Origin of the sequence: Pseudomonas sp. MIL9 (assembly GCF_016887925.1) — a bacterium.
GTDB lineage: Bacteria > Pseudomonadota > Gammaproteobacteria > Pseudomonadales > Pseudomonadaceae > Aquipseudomonas > Aquipseudomonas mohnii.
The window spans coordinates 111,689-126,983 of the sequence record NZ_JAFEHE010000001.1 but is presented as its reverse complement, the minus strand read 5'-3'; the positions used below and the strand labels follow the sequence as shown (position 1 = coordinate 126,983).

Below are 15,295 nucleotides of genomic sequence, written 5' to 3'. Positions count from 1 at the left end.
CCCACTGATGGAGGCATCATGAAAATTTCCGTAAAACTGGCTGTTGTCGCCTTCGTGTCCACCCTCGCCTACCTCTGGCTGGCGATTTGGGGGCTGGGCGGATTCACCGCCTTTTTCTCCCATGGCGCGCTGGTCGTGGTGGCGCTTGCCACCCTGGCGATGGTCGTCGCTTCGCTGTTCACCGAGGTCAACCTCAGTTCCGGCGAACGTGAAGACCGGGCCAATCGCTGGGTGCTACCGGCCTTTGGCATCATTGGCTTACTGAGCGGATTTCTACCGGCCTACACCGACCGGGTCGACTTCTGGACGTTCGGCGGCGAGGGTGTGCGTTGGCTCGGGGCAGTGCTGTACATCCTGGGCGGCGCCCTGCGAATCTGGCCAGTGTTCGTGCTGGGCAAGCGCTTCAGCGGGCTGGTGGCGATTCAACCGGGGCACAGCCTGGTCACCGACGGAATTTATCGCCGCCTGCGTAACCCCAGTTATCTGGGGATGCTGATCATCGCCACAGGCTGGGCGCTGGCGTTCCGCTCGGCAGTCGGCCTGTTGCTGGCCGCGCTGACGGTGATCCCGCTGATTGCGCGGATTCATTCCGAGGAGGCGCTGTTGCGGGCGCAGTTTGGCGCTGACTACGAGGCTTATTGCGCCCGGAGCTGGCGGTTGATTCCGACAATCTACTGAAACCAACCGCAGCCGGTGTCGGCGCCAATCACTTCTGCTACCAAAGCTGTAGCACTCGGTAACACCCGGCCCCGTTGCAGTGCATCTTTTTCAAGCATTTCGATCACACCGCCCTGCCCCGCACGGCCAAGGCAGGCATGGCGTACTTTGTGCATCTGATGGCGATCCTCCCTTGCTTGAAGTCACCATGCGCCCCAAGGAACTGAAACTCTGGACCACCGGTGTCGCCCACCTGCTCGACCTGCCCGCCGGGCATGCACGGCTGTCGGGCCTTAGCCACTGGTTGCGGCAAGTATGCCCGGTCGATCATTTCGTCTTGTTCGTCTACGAAGGCAATCACCGCCCCCTGGCGTTGTTCGACACCTTCTCGGCGGACAAGCGCGCGGTGTATGTCGATGACTATCAATGCGGACCGTATTTGCTCGATCCGTTCTACCTGGCCTGTACGCGCGGGCAGGCGCCCGGATTGTGGCGATTGCGCCAGTTTGCGCCGGACCACTTCTACCTCGGTGAGTACTACCTGACGTATTACCAGCAAACCGGTCTGGCAGAAGAAGTGGCGTTTTTCGTCGACCTCGGCGCCGGTGCCACGGCCGTGCTGTCGCTGATGCGTTCCTCGGCCAGTTGCGCGTTCAGCCGTGACGAAATGCAGTTGATCGAGTGCGCGCAAGCGGTGGTCGAGCAGGTCATCAATGAAGCCTGGCGCTTGCGTCAGGCCCAGCAACCGCGACCCGCGCAGGATCTGGACTTCAAGATCCGCGAAGCCTTCGATCAGTTCGGCGCGCACATTCTCACCGGGCGCGAGCAGGAGATTGTGCAGCTGCTGTTGCGCGGTCACTCCAGTGCCTCGGTCGCCGAACAACTGAACATCAGTCCGGGCACGGTGAAAATCCACCGCAAGAACCTCTACGCCAAGCTCGGCATCGGCAGCCAGTCGGAATTGCTCGGACTGTTTATCCGCGACCTCACTGAAAATCAGCTGCAAGCTTCAGGCGACAGGCTGCAAGGGGATCGAGGTCGCGCCGTGGGTTGTTAGCTTGCGCAGTGCTTGTCAGCAGCACGTATCCGTTCATTCAATCGCTGGATGGGTACTTGAGGGGATGATGCGCTTCAGGCTTGAGGCTTGTTAAGCCGGCCATCCAGACCAAAAGGCTCTTGCAGCACCTGCTCGTACAAACCAATGGCCATTTGCGGGTTCATCAGCAAATTCCAGCTATGCGGCGACACGCTCGATGGCACCAAAACAAACGGATGCTGGCGCAGCAGATCGGCACCGAACTGTTGCTGGCTGCGGCTTGGGGTGCCAGGGACCAACCAATTGGGGTTCGCGATGGTTTCGGGCCGTACCACGTGAATCCTGGAGGGGTCCAGCACACGGGCCTGCGTCAGGCGATGAGGTTTGCAATCCAACGCGTCGAAATCCTTGTGCACCGCCACCTCGAGAATGGCCGTAGAGGCATCCAGGCTGGCATAAACCGTGGCCATGCCTTTAGGGTTCCAGCGTCCACCCACCTTTTCTGCCCCCACGCCCAAATGCCATGTGGGGGCATACTCGGCAGGGTCGAGGCGCCAGAAGTGAATCTCACTGCTAAAGGGATCTTTAGCCATCAATAGACCCCATATTCGATGCGCGTCAGAAAATCAGTCACCAACTCATAGCCCACCGAGTTGGAAATCAAATCGATGGGTATTTCACCGTCCAGGCCACGGGCAGGTTTGACCATCCATTGCTCGGCCAGCTCGCGCGAGCCCAGCACCTCCGTGGCTTTTTCCAAGACTTCGGCATAGTTGAGCGCGCGCGTGCTTTGCTCCGAGGTCAAGATTTCATTGGGCGTTTTCAGCCGCCGCGCAAGCGTGCGATCAGAAGCGCCAACGATTTTCGACAGCACGCCACGTTGCTTATACACCTCGCTGTTTTCGATCATGTTGAGCACTGACTGCAAGGGAAAACCGTTTCTTACGGCTCGGTAAATCTCCATACGATCATCCCCCACATTCCCGGAGAGCAAGATCGCGACCATGCGTGGCGGGTGATCTGTCGCAGCAGTGGTCACCGCAGGTTTCTTTCGACCCGTGATTTTTGCGGCCGCTTCAAGCTGGCCCGGTTGAACACTCGTGAAGCGGCCGGCATCTTTGACCACCTCATTGGCTGCATCATCTTTTTTCTTGGCGCTCATGGCAGCCTCCGTCACTCTGACATCTGGCATAAACTATAGTGCCAAATGGCAATACTATCCAATCCAATAACGTTCACCTGCAACACGCCCTACAGAAGCAGCGCCAGGCCTGATGCCGTGCTACCGGATTGAGCAAGCACCCTCTCATCTCTCAACAGACACAGCCGGATTGCTCCGCGAACCCCAGTCCTTTTTTTGGTTCTTCACAGCATCCCGGGATACAACGCCAATGCAATACCTGTAGGAGCGAGCCTGCTCGCGATGGACCCAAGGGCACCGCGCTTAGCCTGCAAGCACGCGCCATCGTTCACGACCATCGCGAGCAGGCTCGCTCCTATGTATGGACTCGCCCCCACTTTCAACCCGCTTTTGAACACTGCTACCCGGTTGCATCTATGTATAAGGCCTGTTCGAGGAAGCCTGAGCGGCTTCTGGCCGACATTGGGTAAGCTCGCGGTATGCCGATTACAGTAAGGCCTCAAGGGCCAGTAGGAGCGCAGGCATCAATCCGCGACGGTCTGACCTGGGGTCAATGTTCTTTAGCATAGGGTGGAGCGGCTTAACGCCCCGGTGGCAGAACTCTGTGGATCAGTGACTCATCGCAGCCTCCTGGCCATTGCCCGGCTTGCGACGATAAGTCTGGTCGTTTTGTAGCAGCACCCAGAGGATGCGCAGGTTGCGGTTGGCCAGTCGCACAGCCGCCGCCTTGCGCCCCAGACGGGAGATCCAACGCTGTAGACGTTGGTCGTCCGGTTGCTCTGAATCAGGTCGTATCTGTCTTAAAACGGCATGCGCCCCCTGGATCGTCAGACTGCGCAAGTAGGCATCGCCCTGCTTGCTCATCTTGCCCAGTCTGACCTTCTCACCGCTGCTGTGCTGGCTGGGCACCAGCCCGAAATAGGCGGCGAACTGCCGAGCGCTGGCGAAGCGTTCAGGCTCGGTCTGCTTGGCCAGCAGCGCCGTGGCGATGATCGGACCAACACCGCGCACCGTCATCAGCCGTCTCGCCGTCTCGTCCTCCTTGGCTGCCGCTTCCAACCGACCGGTCAACACATTGACGCGTTCGCCCAGTTGACCCCATTCGCCGAGTAGTTCTGCGATCAGCTCACGCAGCAGATCGGGCAACGGTTGAGTAGCGTCTTCCAGTATTCGAGGCACAAGCTGGCTGATAGCGATTTCACCCTGGGCCAGGACCACACCATGCTCCAACAGCAAACCGCGCATCTGATTGCTTACGGCAGTGCGTCGCCGTACATATCCCTGTCGGGCCCGGTGCAGAGCCTGCATCGCCAGCGCTGCGGCACTCTTGACCGGTACGGCCGAAATCTTGCAATCGCGGCCTGCGCGCAGGATAGCCAATGCATCGTTGCGATCGTTTTTTGGGCCGCTTCGATGATTGGCAACCAGCTGTGCCGGCAGGATGCGTACCGGGTTGCCCTGCGTTTGCAGCAACCGCGCCCATGCCTGAGCACCTGGCCCGGTCTCGACCAATACCGTCACGCTCGCGGGAAGCTTATGAAGAAATACCTGAAAGGCCTCGCGCGACTTGATTCGATCTTCGAATATCACCTGGCCGAGGGCATCCTCCCCAGCTACCTGAAAAACCCTCTTGGCAAGATCTACCGCAACGGTCGTACACGTCGATGCATCGGCTGACAAAGACTGATTAGTCGTCGTATGCTTTTTCATGGCCTCGCCCTCGCTGTCGTTGGCTTCTATAAGAATGCCACCGTGGCGCACAGACGCCTCGGCTTGGGCGAGTCCATTCAATTACAGNTACAGGAGGGTGACAGCGTTCTACCGCCGTCATTTGAAACACCACCGTCCCTTGTAGGAGCGAGCCTGCTCGCGAAAAACCTGCGGGCGCCGCAGGACAACCGGTTTTACGCGTCATCGTTCACGACCATCGCGAGCAGGCTCGCGCGTACGGGTGTTCGCAATCGGCGCGGGGGGTGGCCGGAAGAACATCACCAGCGCCACGATCAGATAAATCAGATAGGCACCCAAAGTGCTGACCGTCGGGGCGTCCTGGTAACCGAACATGCCGGCCAGCACCGACCCCAGCGGACCGTCCACTGGCAGTGTGGCGCTGATGTCGAAGAGCACGGTTTGCAGGTGATTCCACACCCCGGCCTCGTGCAGCGCCTGCACCGAGCTGGCGAGAATGCCGGCCGCCACCACGAGGATGAACAGGCCGGTCCAGCGGAAGAACGCGCCGAGGTTCAGACGCATGCTGCCGGTGTAGATCAGCCAACCAACGATGATCGCCAGGACCAGACCGAGCAGGGCACCGATCGGGGCCGCCGGACCTTCGCTTTGCTGGAACACCGCGAGCAGGAAGAACACTGTTTCCAGGCCTTCGCGGGCCACGGCGAAAAACACCATGGCGATCAGGGCGGTGACCTGATGCCTGGAACCGGTCAGCGCCTGATCGAGGGAGGCGTGCAACGAGTGCTTGATCGAACGCGCCACTTTGCGCATCCAGAACACCATGGAACTGAGAATGCCGACCGCCACCAGGCCGACCACGCCCTCAAACAGTTCCTGCTGTTTCTGCGGAAACTCGGCGCTCACCAGTTCCAGGCCACCGCCCACCAGCAGGGCGAGGGCGGCGGCGAGGAACACGCCGATCCACACGGCGGGCATCCACTGGCCACGGCCGGTCTGTTTGAGGTAGCTGGCGATGATGCCAACGATCAACGCGGCTTCGATGCCTTCGCGCAGCATGATCAGAAAAGGAACGAGCATTCAGCACCGTGGGGAATCAGATAAGGTGCGAATTTGTAACATAATGACACTCATTCGCACATGCTACCGATTGACATTTAGCTGAACCTGAGCTGAACGATCCCGAAGATCAACCCGTCCCCTATAAGAGCAGCCGGTCGACGCTCGACTGCTCGCGATGGAGGTCAGGGCACCGCGTTCATCCAGGCAACCCACGTCATCGTTAACCTCCATCGCGAGCGGGCTCGCTCCTACAGGGGGCGCGGCGTTGGCGGCTGCGCTACTATGCCCACCACTCGAACAAGAACAGGGTTTGCCTCGCTCCATGGCGGAAAAAGACACCATCTCCATTCAACTGGTGCGAGAAGCGCTGTTGCAAAGTTGCGCCCCAGGCGTTGCCACCGAAGAGGTGTTGATCAAGGTCGGCATCGATCCGCTCCTGCTGCACACCAGTGATGCACGGGTACCGGCCACCGCTTACGCCCGGTTGTGGCGTCTGTTGGCGCGGCGCGGCGATGACGAGTTTTTCGGCATGGACCCGCGCAAGCTCAAGTCCGGCAGCCTGGCGTTTCTTTGTCGCTGCGCCATGGTCCAGCCGAGTCTGGCGGCGGGCCTCACCAGTGGCCTGAGCTTCTTGTCACTGATGCTCGAACACCTGCCCGCGGAACTGGTTCGCCAACAAAGCCTGGCGGAAATTGTGCTGCTGGAAGACGAACAGGACCCGCGCCGGGCGTTCACCTATTTCACCTACTGGATGATCGTGCATGGCGTGGCCTGCTGGCTGGCGGGGCGGCGGATTCCGATCCTGGCCATCGAATTGCGCTGCTCGCAACCGGACTTCTGCGACGACTATCAAGTGATGTTCTCCGAAAACCTGCGATTCGACCGTCCACGCACGCGGATGATTTTCTCCGCCGATTGCCTGGACCTGCCGATCAAGCGCAGCGCGGAAGAGCTCAAGCGTTTCCTGGCCCATGCGCCGGCGAACATTCTGGTCAAGTACCGCGATCCGCAGAGCCTGGCCAGCCGCATCAAGCACGATCTGCGGCAACTGCCCGCCGAACGCTGGCCGGAAACCGAAGCCCTGGCGCAACGCCTGTGCATGTCGGCCTCGACCCTGCGTCGGCGGCTGGCCGAGGAAGGCCAAACCTATCAAGGGCTCAAGGACAGCGTGCGCAAGGAACTGGCCATCGTCTGGTTGGCGGAACCGGCCATCAGCTTCGCGGAAATCGCCACGCGCCTGGGGTTTGCCGATGCGAGTTCGTTCTACAAGGCGTTTCGCAAGTGGTCGGGGTCCAATCCGGGGCACTACCGCAGTTTGATTCTCAACGAATCGAGCTGATCCGGTTTTGTTGGTGGTTGGGCAGGCGCCACGGCCCCCGGCTCTTGGCCAAACCAGTCACGCAACTTGATAACTTTGACCATTGCCCCACCACCCGCGCAGAGCGAGTATTTCCCTGTTAGTTACGGTTCCCCCAACCTAATAAAAATACAGAGGGATTCTGGCAATGCGCGATTACTTGTCTGCTACATCACAGTTCAATTATCAGCACACCGTCGACGCCGTACTCGCTGGCGATCTGACTGCCCTCAACGCCTGCATCGAGTGCTGCGACCGGCATGCCTTGCCGGGTCGGATCGCGCTGTTCTGGGAAGGCCGCGACGGCACCAGCGCGACCTACACCTTCAGCGACTTGCAGGACAAGGCCGCGCGTTTTGCCAACTTCCTGTTGGCCCAGGGCGTGCAGAAGGGCGACAAGGTCGCTGGCCTGTTGCCACGTAACATCGAATTATTGATTACCGTGTTCGCCACCTGGCGCATTGGCGCGGTCTATCAGCCCCTGTTCACGGCCTTCGGGCCGAAAGCCATCGAACATCGATTGGGCAGCTCAGGCGCCAAAGTGGTGGTTACCGATGCGGTCAACCGCTCGAAACTCGCGGAAGTCGCCAACTGCCCGACCATCGTCACCGTCGGCGGGCCCAAGGGGCAGGGCATCGTCCAGGGCGATTTCAGTTTCTGGGCCGAACTGGCCAACTTCTCCAATGTCTGCGAACCGGTGCTGCTGACCGGTGAAGACCCGTTCCTGCTGATGTTCACCTCGGGCACCACCGGCCCGTCGAAAGCGCTGTCGGTGCCACTCAAGGCCATCGTCGCATTCCAGAGCTACACCCGGGATGCCGTGGATTTGCGCCCCGAAGACGCCTTCTGGAACGTTGCCGACCCGGGTTGGGCCTACGGCATCTATTTCGGCGTAACCGGCCCGATGTCGATGGGCCACCCGATCACCTTCTACGATGGCCCGTTCACCCTGGAAAGCACCTGCCGGGTGATCAACAAGTACGGGATCACCAACCTCACCGGATCGCCGACGGCTTATCGCTTGCTGATCGCCGGGGGCGACGAGTTCGCCAAGTCGATCAAAGGCAAGCTGCGTATCGTCAGCAGCGCCGGCGAGCCGCTGAACCCGGAAGTGATCCGCTGGTTCGCCGACAACCTTGGCGTGGTCATTCACGACCATTACGGCCAGACCGAACTGGGCATGGTGTTGTGCAATCATCATGGCCTGGAGCACCCGATTCATATGGGCGCCGCCGGTTACGCCTCGCCGGGCCACCGCATTGTGGTGCTGGACGAACAGTACAAGGAACTGGGCGTTGGCCAGCCGGGCATCCTGGCCATCGACCGCAGCCAATCGCCGATGTGCTGGTTCGCCGGTTACGAAGGCGCGCCGACCAAGGCGTTCGTCGGCGACTACTACTTGAGCGGCGACACCGTGGAGTGGAACCCGGACGGCAGCATCAGTTTTGTCGGTCGCAGTGACGATGTGATCACCACCTCCGGCTACCGTGTCGGCCCGTTCGACGTGGAAAGCGCGTTGATCGAACACCCGGCGGTGATCGAAGCGGCGGTCGTCGGCAAACCCGATCCGGAACGCACCGAGCTGGTCAAGGCCTTCGTCGTGATCGGCGAGCAATACCGCGCCACGCCGGAGCTGGCCGAAGAGCTGCGTCAACATGTGCGCAAGCGCCTGGCCGCGCACTCGTACCCCCGTGAAATCGAATTTGTCAGCGAGTTGCCGAAAACCCCAAGCGGCAAATTGCAGCGCTTTATCTTGCGCAACCAGGAAATCGCGAAGGCTCAAGAGGCTGCCGCGAAGAACGTTTCAGCTTGAATCCAAGGAAACAATGATGCAGATCGAAAACAAGGTTTTTCTCGTCACCGGCGGCGCCTCCGGCCTGGGTGCGGCCACCGCTGAAATGCTGGTTGCGGCCGGCGCCAAGGTGATGCTGGTGGACATGAACGCCGAAGCCGTCGCAGCCCAGGCCCAACGCCTCGGCGCGCAAAGCGTGGTGGCGGACATCAGCAACGAAGCCGCGGCTGAAGCGGCGGTGCAGGCCACGGTCAAGGCTTTTGGCGGTCTCAATGGCCTGGTCAACTGCGCCGGCATCGTGCGTGGCGAGAAGATCCTCGGCAAGAACGGTCCGCACGCGCTGTCCAGCTTCAGCCAGGTGATCAACGTCAACCTGATCGGCAGCTTCAACATGCTGCGCCTCGCCTCGGCGGCGATTGCCGAAGCCGACGCGGACGCCGATGGCGAGCGCGGCGTGATCATCAATACCGCATCCGCCGCCGCTTTCGATGGCCAGATCGGCCAGGCAGCCTATGCCGCGTCCAAAGGTGCCATTGTCAGCCTGACCTTGCCCGCCGCCCGTGAACTGGCACGTTTCGGCATCCGTGTGATGACCATCGCCCCGGGCATTTTCGAAACCCCGATGATGGCTGGTATGACCCAGGAAGTGCGCGATTCCCTGGCCGCCGGCGTGCCGTTCCCGCCGCGTCTGGGCAAACCGGCCGAGTACGCAGAGCTGGTCAGGCATATCATTGAAAACAGCATGCTCAATGGCGAGGTGATCCGTCTCGACGGTGCCTTGCGCATGGCCGCCAAATAAGAGGAATTGTCATGAGCCTTTCCAACGATCCAATCGTCATCGTCAGCGCCGTCCGCACCCCGATGGGTGGCTTTCAGGGCGAGCTTAAAAGCCTGACCGCGCCGCAACTCGGTGCGGCGGCCATCAAGGCCGCCGTGGAGCGCGCCGGTATCGCCCCGCAAGCGGTCGAAGAAGTGTTGTTCGGCTGCGTCCTGTCCGCCGGCCTCGGCCAGGCCCCGGCGCGCCAGGCTGCACTGGGCGCCGGGCTGGATAAATCGACACGCTGCACCACCCTGAACAAGATGTGCGGTTCGGGGATGGAAGCGGCGATTCTCGCCCACGACATGCTGGTCGCCGGCAGCGCCGAGGTGGTCGTCGCGGGCGGCATGGAAAGCATGTCCAACGCACCGTACCTGCTGGACCGCGCTCGCAGCGGTTACCGCATGGGCCACGGCCGCGTGCTCGATCACATGTTCCTCGACGGCCTCGAAGACGCTTACGACAAGGGCCGCCTGATGGGTACCTTTGCCGAAGACTGCGCCGAAACCAACGGTTTCAGCCGCGAGGCTCAGGATGCCTTCGCCGTCGCCTCGACCACCCGCGCACAGCAGGCGATCAAGGAGGGTCGTTTCAAGGACGAGATCGTGCCGCTGACCGTGACCGTCGGCAAAGAACAGGTGACGATCAGCAACGACGAACAACCGCCAAAAGCCAGGCTGGACAAAATTGCCTCGCTGAAGCCGGCGTTCCGCGAGGGCGGTACGGTCACGGCGGCGAACTCCAGTTCGATCTCCGACGGCGCGGCGGCGCTGGTGCTGATGCGCCGTTCCGAAGCCGACAAGCGCGGCCTCAAGCCGCTGGCGGTGATTCACGGTCACGCGGCGTTTGCCGATACGCCGGGCCTGTTCCCGGTGGCACCGGTCGGTGCGATCAAGAAACTGATGCACAAAACCGGCTGGTCGCTGGACCAGGTCGATCTGGTCGAAGTCAACGAAGCCTTTGCCGTGGTCAGCCTGGTGACCATGACCCAACTGGAAATTCCCCACGAGAAGGTCAATGTGCACGGCGGTGCCTGCGCCCTGGGCCACCCGATCGGTGCGTCCGGCGCGCGGATTCTCGTGACCCTGCTGTCGGCGCTGCGCCAGAAAGGCTTGAAACGCGGTGTGGCGGCCATCTGCATCGGCGGCGGTGAAGCGACGGCCATGGCCGTGGAATGCCTGTACTGACACCGCCCCCCTGTAGGAGCGAGCCTGCTCGCGATGATCGCAAGGGCGCCACGTTTATCCAGGCAGCCCGCGTCATCGTTAACCTCCATCGCGAGCAGGCTCGCTCCTACAGGGGGCAGTGTTTCAGTCAGGTAGTTGTACGAAAGCTTATTTTTTAAGGATTCACCATGATCCCCAATGACGACCAACAACAAATCCGCGACATGGCCCGGCAATTCGCCCAGGAACGGCTGAAGCCGTTCGCCGCCGAATGGGACCGCGAGCACCGTTTCCCCAAGGAAGCCATCGGCGAGATGGCCGAACTGGGCTTCTTTGGCATGCTGGTGCCGGAGCAGTGGGGCGGATGCGACACCGGTTACCTGGCCTATGCCATGGCCCTGGAAGAAATCGCCGCCGGCGACGGGGCCTGTTCGACCATCATGAGCGTGCACAACTCGGTGGGGTGCGTGCCGATCCTCAACTACGGCAACGACGAGCAGAAAGAACGCTTCCTCAAGCCCCTCTCCAGCGGTGCGATGTTGGGCGCCTTCGCGTTGACCGAGCCCCAGGCCGGCTCCGATGCCAGCGGCTTGAAAACCCGTGCACGCCTTGAAGGCGATCACTATGTGCTCAATGGCTGCAAACAATTCATCACCTCCGGGCAGAACGCCGGGGTGGTGATTGTGTTTGCGGTGACTGATCCGAGTGCCGGCAAACGCGGGATCACCGCGCTGATCGTGCCGACCGATTCGCCGGGCTACAAAGTCGCGCGGGTCGAAGACAAACTCGGCCAGCACGCGTCGGACACCTGCCAGATCCTCTTCGAAGACGTGAAAGTCCCGGTGGCCAATCGCTTGGGCGAGGAGGGCGAAGGCTACAAGATCGCCCTGGCCAACCTCGAAGGCGGCCGTGTCGGCATCGCCTCGCAATCGGTGGGCATGGCCCGCGCGGCCTTCGAAGCGGCCCGTGACTATGCCCGCGAACGCGAGAGCTTCGGCAAGCCGATCATCGAGCATCAAGCGGTGGCTTTTCGATTGGCCGACATGGCGACCCAAATTGCGGTCGCCCGGCAAATGGTGTATTACGCTGCCGCCCTGCGTGACAGCGGCAAACCGGCATTGGTCGAAGCGTCGATGGCCAAGCTGTTCGCCTCGGAAATGGCCGAGAAGGTCTGCTCCTCGGCGTTGCAGACCCTTGGCGGTTACGGATACCTGAACGACTTTCCGCTGGAGCGGATCTACCGCGACGTGCGGGTGTGCCAGATCTACGAAGGCACCAGCGACATTCAGCGCATGGTTATTTCGCGCAATCTTTGAGAAGGAGTCCATCTGTGAGCTACGAAACGATTCTGCTGGAAACCCACGGCCGTGTAGGCCTCATCACCTTGAACCGCCCGCAAGCGCTGAACGCCTTGAATTCGCAAATCATCGGCGAGCTGAACCAGGCCCTCGATGGTCTGGAAGCCGATTCGAACATCGGTTGCATCGTGCTGACCGGCTCGAAAAAAGCCTTTGCCGCCGGTGCCGACATCAAGGAAATGTCCGAGCTGACCTACCCGCAGATCTACCTCGATGACCTGTTCAGCGACAGCGATCGCGTGGCCAACCGTCGCAAGCCGATCATCGCCGCGGTCAACGGATTCGCCCTGGGCGGCGGCTGTGAACTGGCGTTGATGTGCGATTTCATCCTGGCCGGCGACAACGCGAAGTTCGGTCAGCCGGAAATCAACCTCGGCGTGCTGCCGGGCATGGGCGGCACCCAGCGCCTGACCCGCGCCGTGGGCAAGGCCAAGGCCATGGAAATGTGCCTGAGCGGGCGTTTGATCGATGCCGTGGAAGCGGAACGTTGCGGGATCGTGGCGCGGATCGTGCCAAGCGATGTACTGCTGGAGGAAGCCCTGAAAGTCGCGACGCTGATCGCCAAAAAGTCCCTGCCGATCGCCATGATGGTCAAGGAAAGCGTCAACCGCGCCTTTGAGGTGAGCCTGTCGGAAGGCGTGCGTTTCGAGCGTCGGGTGTTCCACGCAGCGTTTGCAACGCAGGATCAGAAGGAAGGCATGGCGGCGTTCATTGCCAAGCGTGAGGCTGAGTTCCAGGGCAAGTAATGCGGCGCTCTTGCTGACGCCATCGCGGGCAAGCCCGCTCCCACAGTAGGTTTTGGGTGTGCTGCGGATTTTTTTTTCGCACCGAAAAACCTGTGGGAGCGGGCTTGCCCGCGATGCTTTTGAGGCGCCCTCAGCTCAGCTACCTCGCTCCTACAGGGCCTCACACCAGGTAGTTCTTCAGTTCCCGCGCAATCACCATCCGCTGAATCTCGCTCGATCCTTCATAGATCTGTGTGATTCGCGCGTCCCGGTAGTACTTCTCCACCGGATAATCTTCCAGGTAGCCATAGCCGCCGTGAATCTGAATCGCTGAGGAACAGACCTTTTCGGCCATTTCCGAGGCGAACAGTTTGGCTTGCGAGGCCTCCGACAGGCAGGGTTTGCCGGCTGTCCGCAGGCGCGCCGCGTGCAGGATCAACAACCGTGCGGCGTTCAATTGCATGTGCATGTCGGCCAGCAGGTTGGCGATGCTCTGGTGCTCGATGATCGGTTTGTCGAACTGCACGCGTTCGCGGGCGTAGGCCAGCGCCGCTTCAAAGGCCGCTCGGGCAATGCCCAGCGCTTGGGCGGCGATGCCGATGCGTCCGCCTTCAAGGTTGGACAGGGCGATGGCCAGGCCTTTGCCGCGTTCACCGAGCAGGTTGGCCTCGGGAATGCTGCAGTTGTTCAGGGTCACGGCGCAGGTGTCGGAGGCGCGGATGCCCATCTTGTGTTCAGTGCGATCGACGATGAAGCCCGCGGTATCGGTGGGCACCAGAAATGCCGAGATACCGCGCTTGCCCAGGTCCGGGTCGGTCACCGCGAACACGATCGCCAGTTTTGCCCGTTTGCCGTTGCTGACAAACTGCTTGGCGCCATTGATCACCCATTGACCGTCGCGCAATTCGGCGCGGGTGCGCAAATTGTGCGCTTCGGAACCGGCCTGGGGTTCGGTCAGGCAGAAACAGCCGATGGCCTGGCCGCTGGCCAGATCCGCGAGCCAGGTCTGTTTTTGTTCATCAGTGCCGTAGTTGAGCACCGGCCCGCAGCCCACCGAGTTGTGGATGCTCATGAAGGCGCCGGTCGCGCCGTCGCCGGCCGAGATTTCTTCCACGGCCAGGGCATAGGCCACGTAGTCGACGTAGGTGCCGCCCCATTCCTCGGGCACCACCATGCCCAGCAAACCCAGTTCGCCCATCTTCGCCACCAGGCCATCGTCGATCCAGCCGGCCTTCTCCCACGCCTGGGCGTGGGGGGCGATTTCGCCACGGGCGAAGTCCCGGGCCATGTCGCGGATCATCACTTGCTCTTCGCTCAATTCGATATCGTGCATGACTCAGCTCCCGCTCTCATCGAAACCCTGGAAGAAACTCGCAACATGCCCGGCGTCCAGCGCCTGCAAGGTAGGCGGGTTCCAGCGTGGTTGTTTGTCTTTGTCGATCAGCAAGGCGCGCACGCCTTCGATCAGGTCACCGCGTTCGAACCACTGGCGGTCCAGGTGCAGCTCCAGGGCGAAGCATTGTTCCAGGCTCAGGCGCCGACCGCGTCGCAGCATCTCCAGGGTCACGCCCATGGCCAGCGGAGAGCGGGTTTCCAGCAGGTCGGCGGTGGTCGTGGCCCACTCATGGCTGTCGGCGACCGTCACGGTGCGCAGTTGCTCAACAATACCCGGCACATCGGGCAGGGCGAAGAAGTGATCGATGGCCGGACGCAACGCCGCGAGCGGCGCGTCGGGCAGCTGTTGCACCGCGAGTTTCGCCAGCAGGCCCTGAAGGTCCTTCAGTGGCGTGTCGCGCCATTGCAGCTGATCGAGTTTTTCGTCCAGCGTGGCCAGTTTGCTGCTGTCCAGATACCAGTCGGCGAGGCCGCAATAGAGCGCGTCGGCGGCGCGGATCTGCACGCCGCTGACGCCCAGGTAAATCCCCAGTTCGCCGGGAATGCGCGGCAGGAAGTAACTGCCACCGACGTCCGGGAAGTAACCGATCCCGACTTCCGGCATGGCCAGACGGCTTTTTTCGGTGATCACGCGCAAGTCGGCGCCTTGCACCAGTCCCATGCCGCCGCCGAGGACAAAACCGTCCATCAGGGCCAGTACCGGTTTGCGGTAATGGTGGATCGCCAGATCGAGGGCGTATTCCTCAACGAAGAAGTCCTGGTGCAGGGTGTCGCCGTTCTTGAAACTGTCGTGCAGCGAGCGAATGTCGCCGCCGGCACAGAAGGCTTTCTCGCCGGCACCGCGCAGGACGACTGCGTGCACCTGCGGATCCTGCGCCCAGGCATCAAATTGGCGCTGCAGGGTGCGGACCATGTCCAGTGTGAGGGCGTTGAGGCCGGTGGGGCGGTTGAGGGTCAGGTGACCGATGTGGTTGCGAACCTCGGCCAGCACGTCGTTTTGCGTGGCATCCATGGACTGTGTCCGCGGAGAAGAAACCTGAGCAGTCATCACTAACTCCCTGCTTTTATTGTTCTTTATTAAGAAGCTCGCGCGCGAGCGA

Annotated in this window: 15 protein-coding genes; 8 read left to right on the top strand and 7 right to left on the bottom strand. The window is 61.4% G+C overall.

What is annotated here, in order from left to right; all coding sequences use genetic code 11:
• Positions 1-18: 18 nt before the first annotated feature.
• Positions 19-678, top strand: a complete 660-nt coding sequence (locus tag JQF37_RS00560; RefSeq protein ID WP_130205441.1) for an isoprenylcysteine carboxylmethyltransferase family protein — start codon at positions 19-21, stop codon at positions 676-678.
• On the opposite strand, the gene JQF37_RS00555 is transcribed toward JQF37_RS00560, so the two are convergent.
• Positions 672-833 (bottom strand): hypothetical protein, encoded by a 162-nt coding sequence (locus JQF37_RS00555; RefSeq protein ID WP_189340321.1) that lies wholly within the window; start codon positions 831-833, stop codon positions 672-674. The two genes, JQF37_RS00560 and JQF37_RS00555, sit on opposite strands and share 7 nt — an antisense overlap.
• Positions 834-865: 32 nt before the next feature.
• Between JQF37_RS00555 and JQF37_RS00550 the strand changes: the two genes are divergently transcribed.
• On the top strand, positions 866-1,714 hold the full coding sequence (locus JQF37_RS00550; protein WP_130205463.1) for a LuxR C-terminal-related transcriptional regulator: 849 nt from the start codon (positions 866-868) through the stop codon (positions 1,712-1,714).
• Positions 1,715-1,788: 74 nt separating this feature from the next.
• Here the strand turns inward: JQF37_RS00550 and JQF37_RS00545 are convergent, their stop codons facing one another.
• The 4 genes from JQF37_RS00545 to efeU all read right to left on the bottom strand — a co-directional run bounded on the left by JQF37_RS00545 (position 1,789) and on the right by efeU (position 5,603).
• Complete coding sequence (locus tag JQF37_RS00545; protein ID WP_103404423.1) at positions 1,789-2,286, bottom strand: RES domain-containing protein; 498 nt, start codon at positions 2,284-2,286, stop codon at positions 1,789-1,791.
• Positions 2,286-2,855, bottom strand: coding sequence for an antitoxin Xre/MbcA/ParS toxin-binding domain-containing protein (locus tag JQF37_RS00540; RefSeq protein WP_130205443.1), 570 nt, complete (start codon positions 2,853-2,855; stop codon positions 2,286-2,288). Before JQF37_RS00540 ends, JQF37_RS00545 begins: the two co-directional genes overlap by 1 nt.
• A gap of 588 nt (positions 2,856-3,443) precedes the next feature.
• Positions 3,444-4,544, bottom strand: a complete 1,101-nt coding sequence (locus JQF37_RS00535) for an IS110 family transposase (protein ID WP_130211657.1) — start codon at positions 4,542-4,544, stop codon at positions 3,444-3,446.
• A 201-nt stretch (positions 4,545-4,745) separates the two neighbouring features.
• On the bottom strand, positions 4,746-5,603 hold the full coding sequence (efeU, locus tag JQF37_RS00530; RefSeq protein ID WP_204149435.1) for an iron uptake transporter permease EfeU: 858 nt from the start codon (positions 5,601-5,603) through the stop codon (positions 4,746-4,748).
• A 304-nt stretch (positions 5,604-5,907) separates the two neighbouring features.
• On the opposite strand from efeU, the gene JQF37_RS00525 reads away from it, so the two are divergent.
• The 6 genes from JQF37_RS00525 (at position 5,908) to JQF37_RS00500 (ending at position 12,821) form a co-directional block, all read left to right on the top strand.
• Positions 5,908-6,924 (top strand): AraC family transcriptional regulator, encoded by a 1,017-nt coding sequence (locus JQF37_RS00525; RefSeq protein ID WP_130209909.1) that lies wholly within the window; start codon positions 5,908-5,910, stop codon positions 6,922-6,924.
• Between the two features lie 166 nt (positions 6,925-7,090).
• On the top strand, positions 7,091-8,755 hold the full coding sequence (locus tag JQF37_RS00520) for an AMP-binding protein (RefSeq protein ID WP_130209903.1): 1,665 nt from the start codon (positions 7,091-7,093) through the stop codon (positions 8,753-8,755).
• A gap of 16 nt (positions 8,756-8,771) precedes the next feature.
• Positions 8,772-9,533: an SDR family NAD(P)-dependent oxidoreductase gene (locus tag JQF37_RS00515; RefSeq protein WP_130209901.1), complete on the top strand. Its 762-nt coding sequence runs from the start codon at positions 8,772-8,774 to the stop codon at positions 9,531-9,533.
• 11 nt (positions 9,534-9,544) lie between these two features.
• Entirely contained in the window at positions 9,545-10,738 is a 1,194-nt protein-coding gene (locus tag JQF37_RS00510) for an acetyl-CoA C-acyltransferase (RefSeq protein ID WP_130209899.1), read from the top strand.
• Between the two features lie 167 nt (positions 10,739-10,905).
• The gene (locus tag JQF37_RS00505; protein WP_130209897.1) at positions 10,906-12,033 is read left to right on the top strand and encodes an acyl-CoA dehydrogenase; all 1,128 of its coding nucleotides are present in this window, start codon (positions 10,906-10,908) and stop codon (positions 12,031-12,033) included.
• A 14-nt stretch (positions 12,034-12,047) separates the two neighbouring features.
• On the top strand, positions 12,048-12,821 hold the full coding sequence (locus JQF37_RS00500; protein ID WP_130209895.1) for an enoyl-CoA hydratase: 774 nt from the start codon (positions 12,048-12,050) through the stop codon (positions 12,819-12,821).
• A gap of 160 nt (positions 12,822-12,981) precedes the next feature.
• Here the strand turns inward: JQF37_RS00500 and JQF37_RS00495 are convergent, their stop codons facing one another.
• Positions 12,982-14,133 carry an acyl-CoA dehydrogenase family protein gene (locus JQF37_RS00495; RefSeq protein ID WP_130209893.1) on the bottom strand — a complete coding sequence of 384 codons (1,152 nt, stop codon included), beginning with the start codon at positions 14,131-14,133 and terminating at the stop codon, positions 12,982-12,984.
• A gap of 3 nt (positions 14,134-14,136) precedes the next feature.
• Complete coding sequence (locus JQF37_RS00490) at positions 14,137-15,243, bottom strand: enoyl-CoA hydratase/isomerase family protein (RefSeq protein WP_130209891.1); 1,107 nt, start codon at positions 15,241-15,243, stop codon at positions 14,137-14,139.
• Positions 15,244-15,295: the final 52 nt, after the last annotated feature.

Bases quoted from the DNA above. Each gene is read 5' to 3' on its own strand.
- JQF37_RS00560 (WP_130205441.1), top strand. From the start codon at position 19: ATGAAAATTTCCGTAAAACTGGCTGTTGTCGCCTTCGTGTCCACCCTC.
- JQF37_RS00555 (WP_189340321.1), bottom strand. From the start codon at position 833: ATGCACAAAGTACGCCATGCCTGCCTTGGCCGTGCGGGGCAGGGCGGT.
- JQF37_RS00550 (WP_130205463.1), top strand. From the start codon at position 866: ATGCGCCCCAAGGAACTGAAACTCTGGACCACCGGTGTCGCCCACCTG.
- JQF37_RS00545 (WP_103404423.1), bottom strand. From the start codon at position 2,286: ATGGCTAAAGATCCCTTTAGCAGTGAGATTCACTTCTGGCGCCTCGAC.
- JQF37_RS00540 (WP_130205443.1), bottom strand. From the start codon at position 2,855: ATGAGCGCCAAGAAAAAAGATGATGCAGCCAATGAGGTGGTCAAAGAT.
- JQF37_RS00535 (WP_130211657.1), bottom strand. From the start codon at position 4,544: ATGAAAAAGCATACGACGACTAATCAGTCTTTGTCAGCCGATGCATCG.
- efeU (WP_204149435.1), bottom strand. From the start codon at position 5,603: ATGCTCGTTCCTTTTCTGATCATGCTGCGCGAAGGCATCGAAGCCGCG.
- JQF37_RS00525 (WP_130209909.1), top strand. From the start codon at position 5,908: ATGGCGGAAAAAGACACCATCTCCATTCAACTGGTGCGAGAAGCGCTG.
- JQF37_RS00520 (WP_130209903.1), top strand. From the start codon at position 7,091: ATGCGCGATTACTTGTCTGCTACATCACAGTTCAATTATCAGCACACC.
- JQF37_RS00515 (WP_130209901.1), top strand. From the start codon at position 8,772: ATGCAGATCGAAAACAAGGTTTTTCTCGTCACCGGCGGCGCCTCCGGC.
- JQF37_RS00510 (WP_130209899.1), top strand. From the start codon at position 9,545: ATGAGCCTTTCCAACGATCCAATCGTCATCGTCAGCGCCGTCCGCACC.
- JQF37_RS00505 (WP_130209897.1), top strand. From the start codon at position 10,906: ATGATCCCCAATGACGACCAACAACAAATCCGCGACATGGCCCGGCAA.
- JQF37_RS00495 (WP_130209893.1), bottom strand. From the start codon at position 14,133: ATGCACGATATCGAATTGAGCGAAGAGCAAGTGATGATCCGCGACATG.
- JQF37_RS00490 (WP_130209891.1), bottom strand. From the start codon at position 15,243: ATGACTGCTCAGGTTTCTTCTCCGCGGACACAGTCCATGGATGCCACG.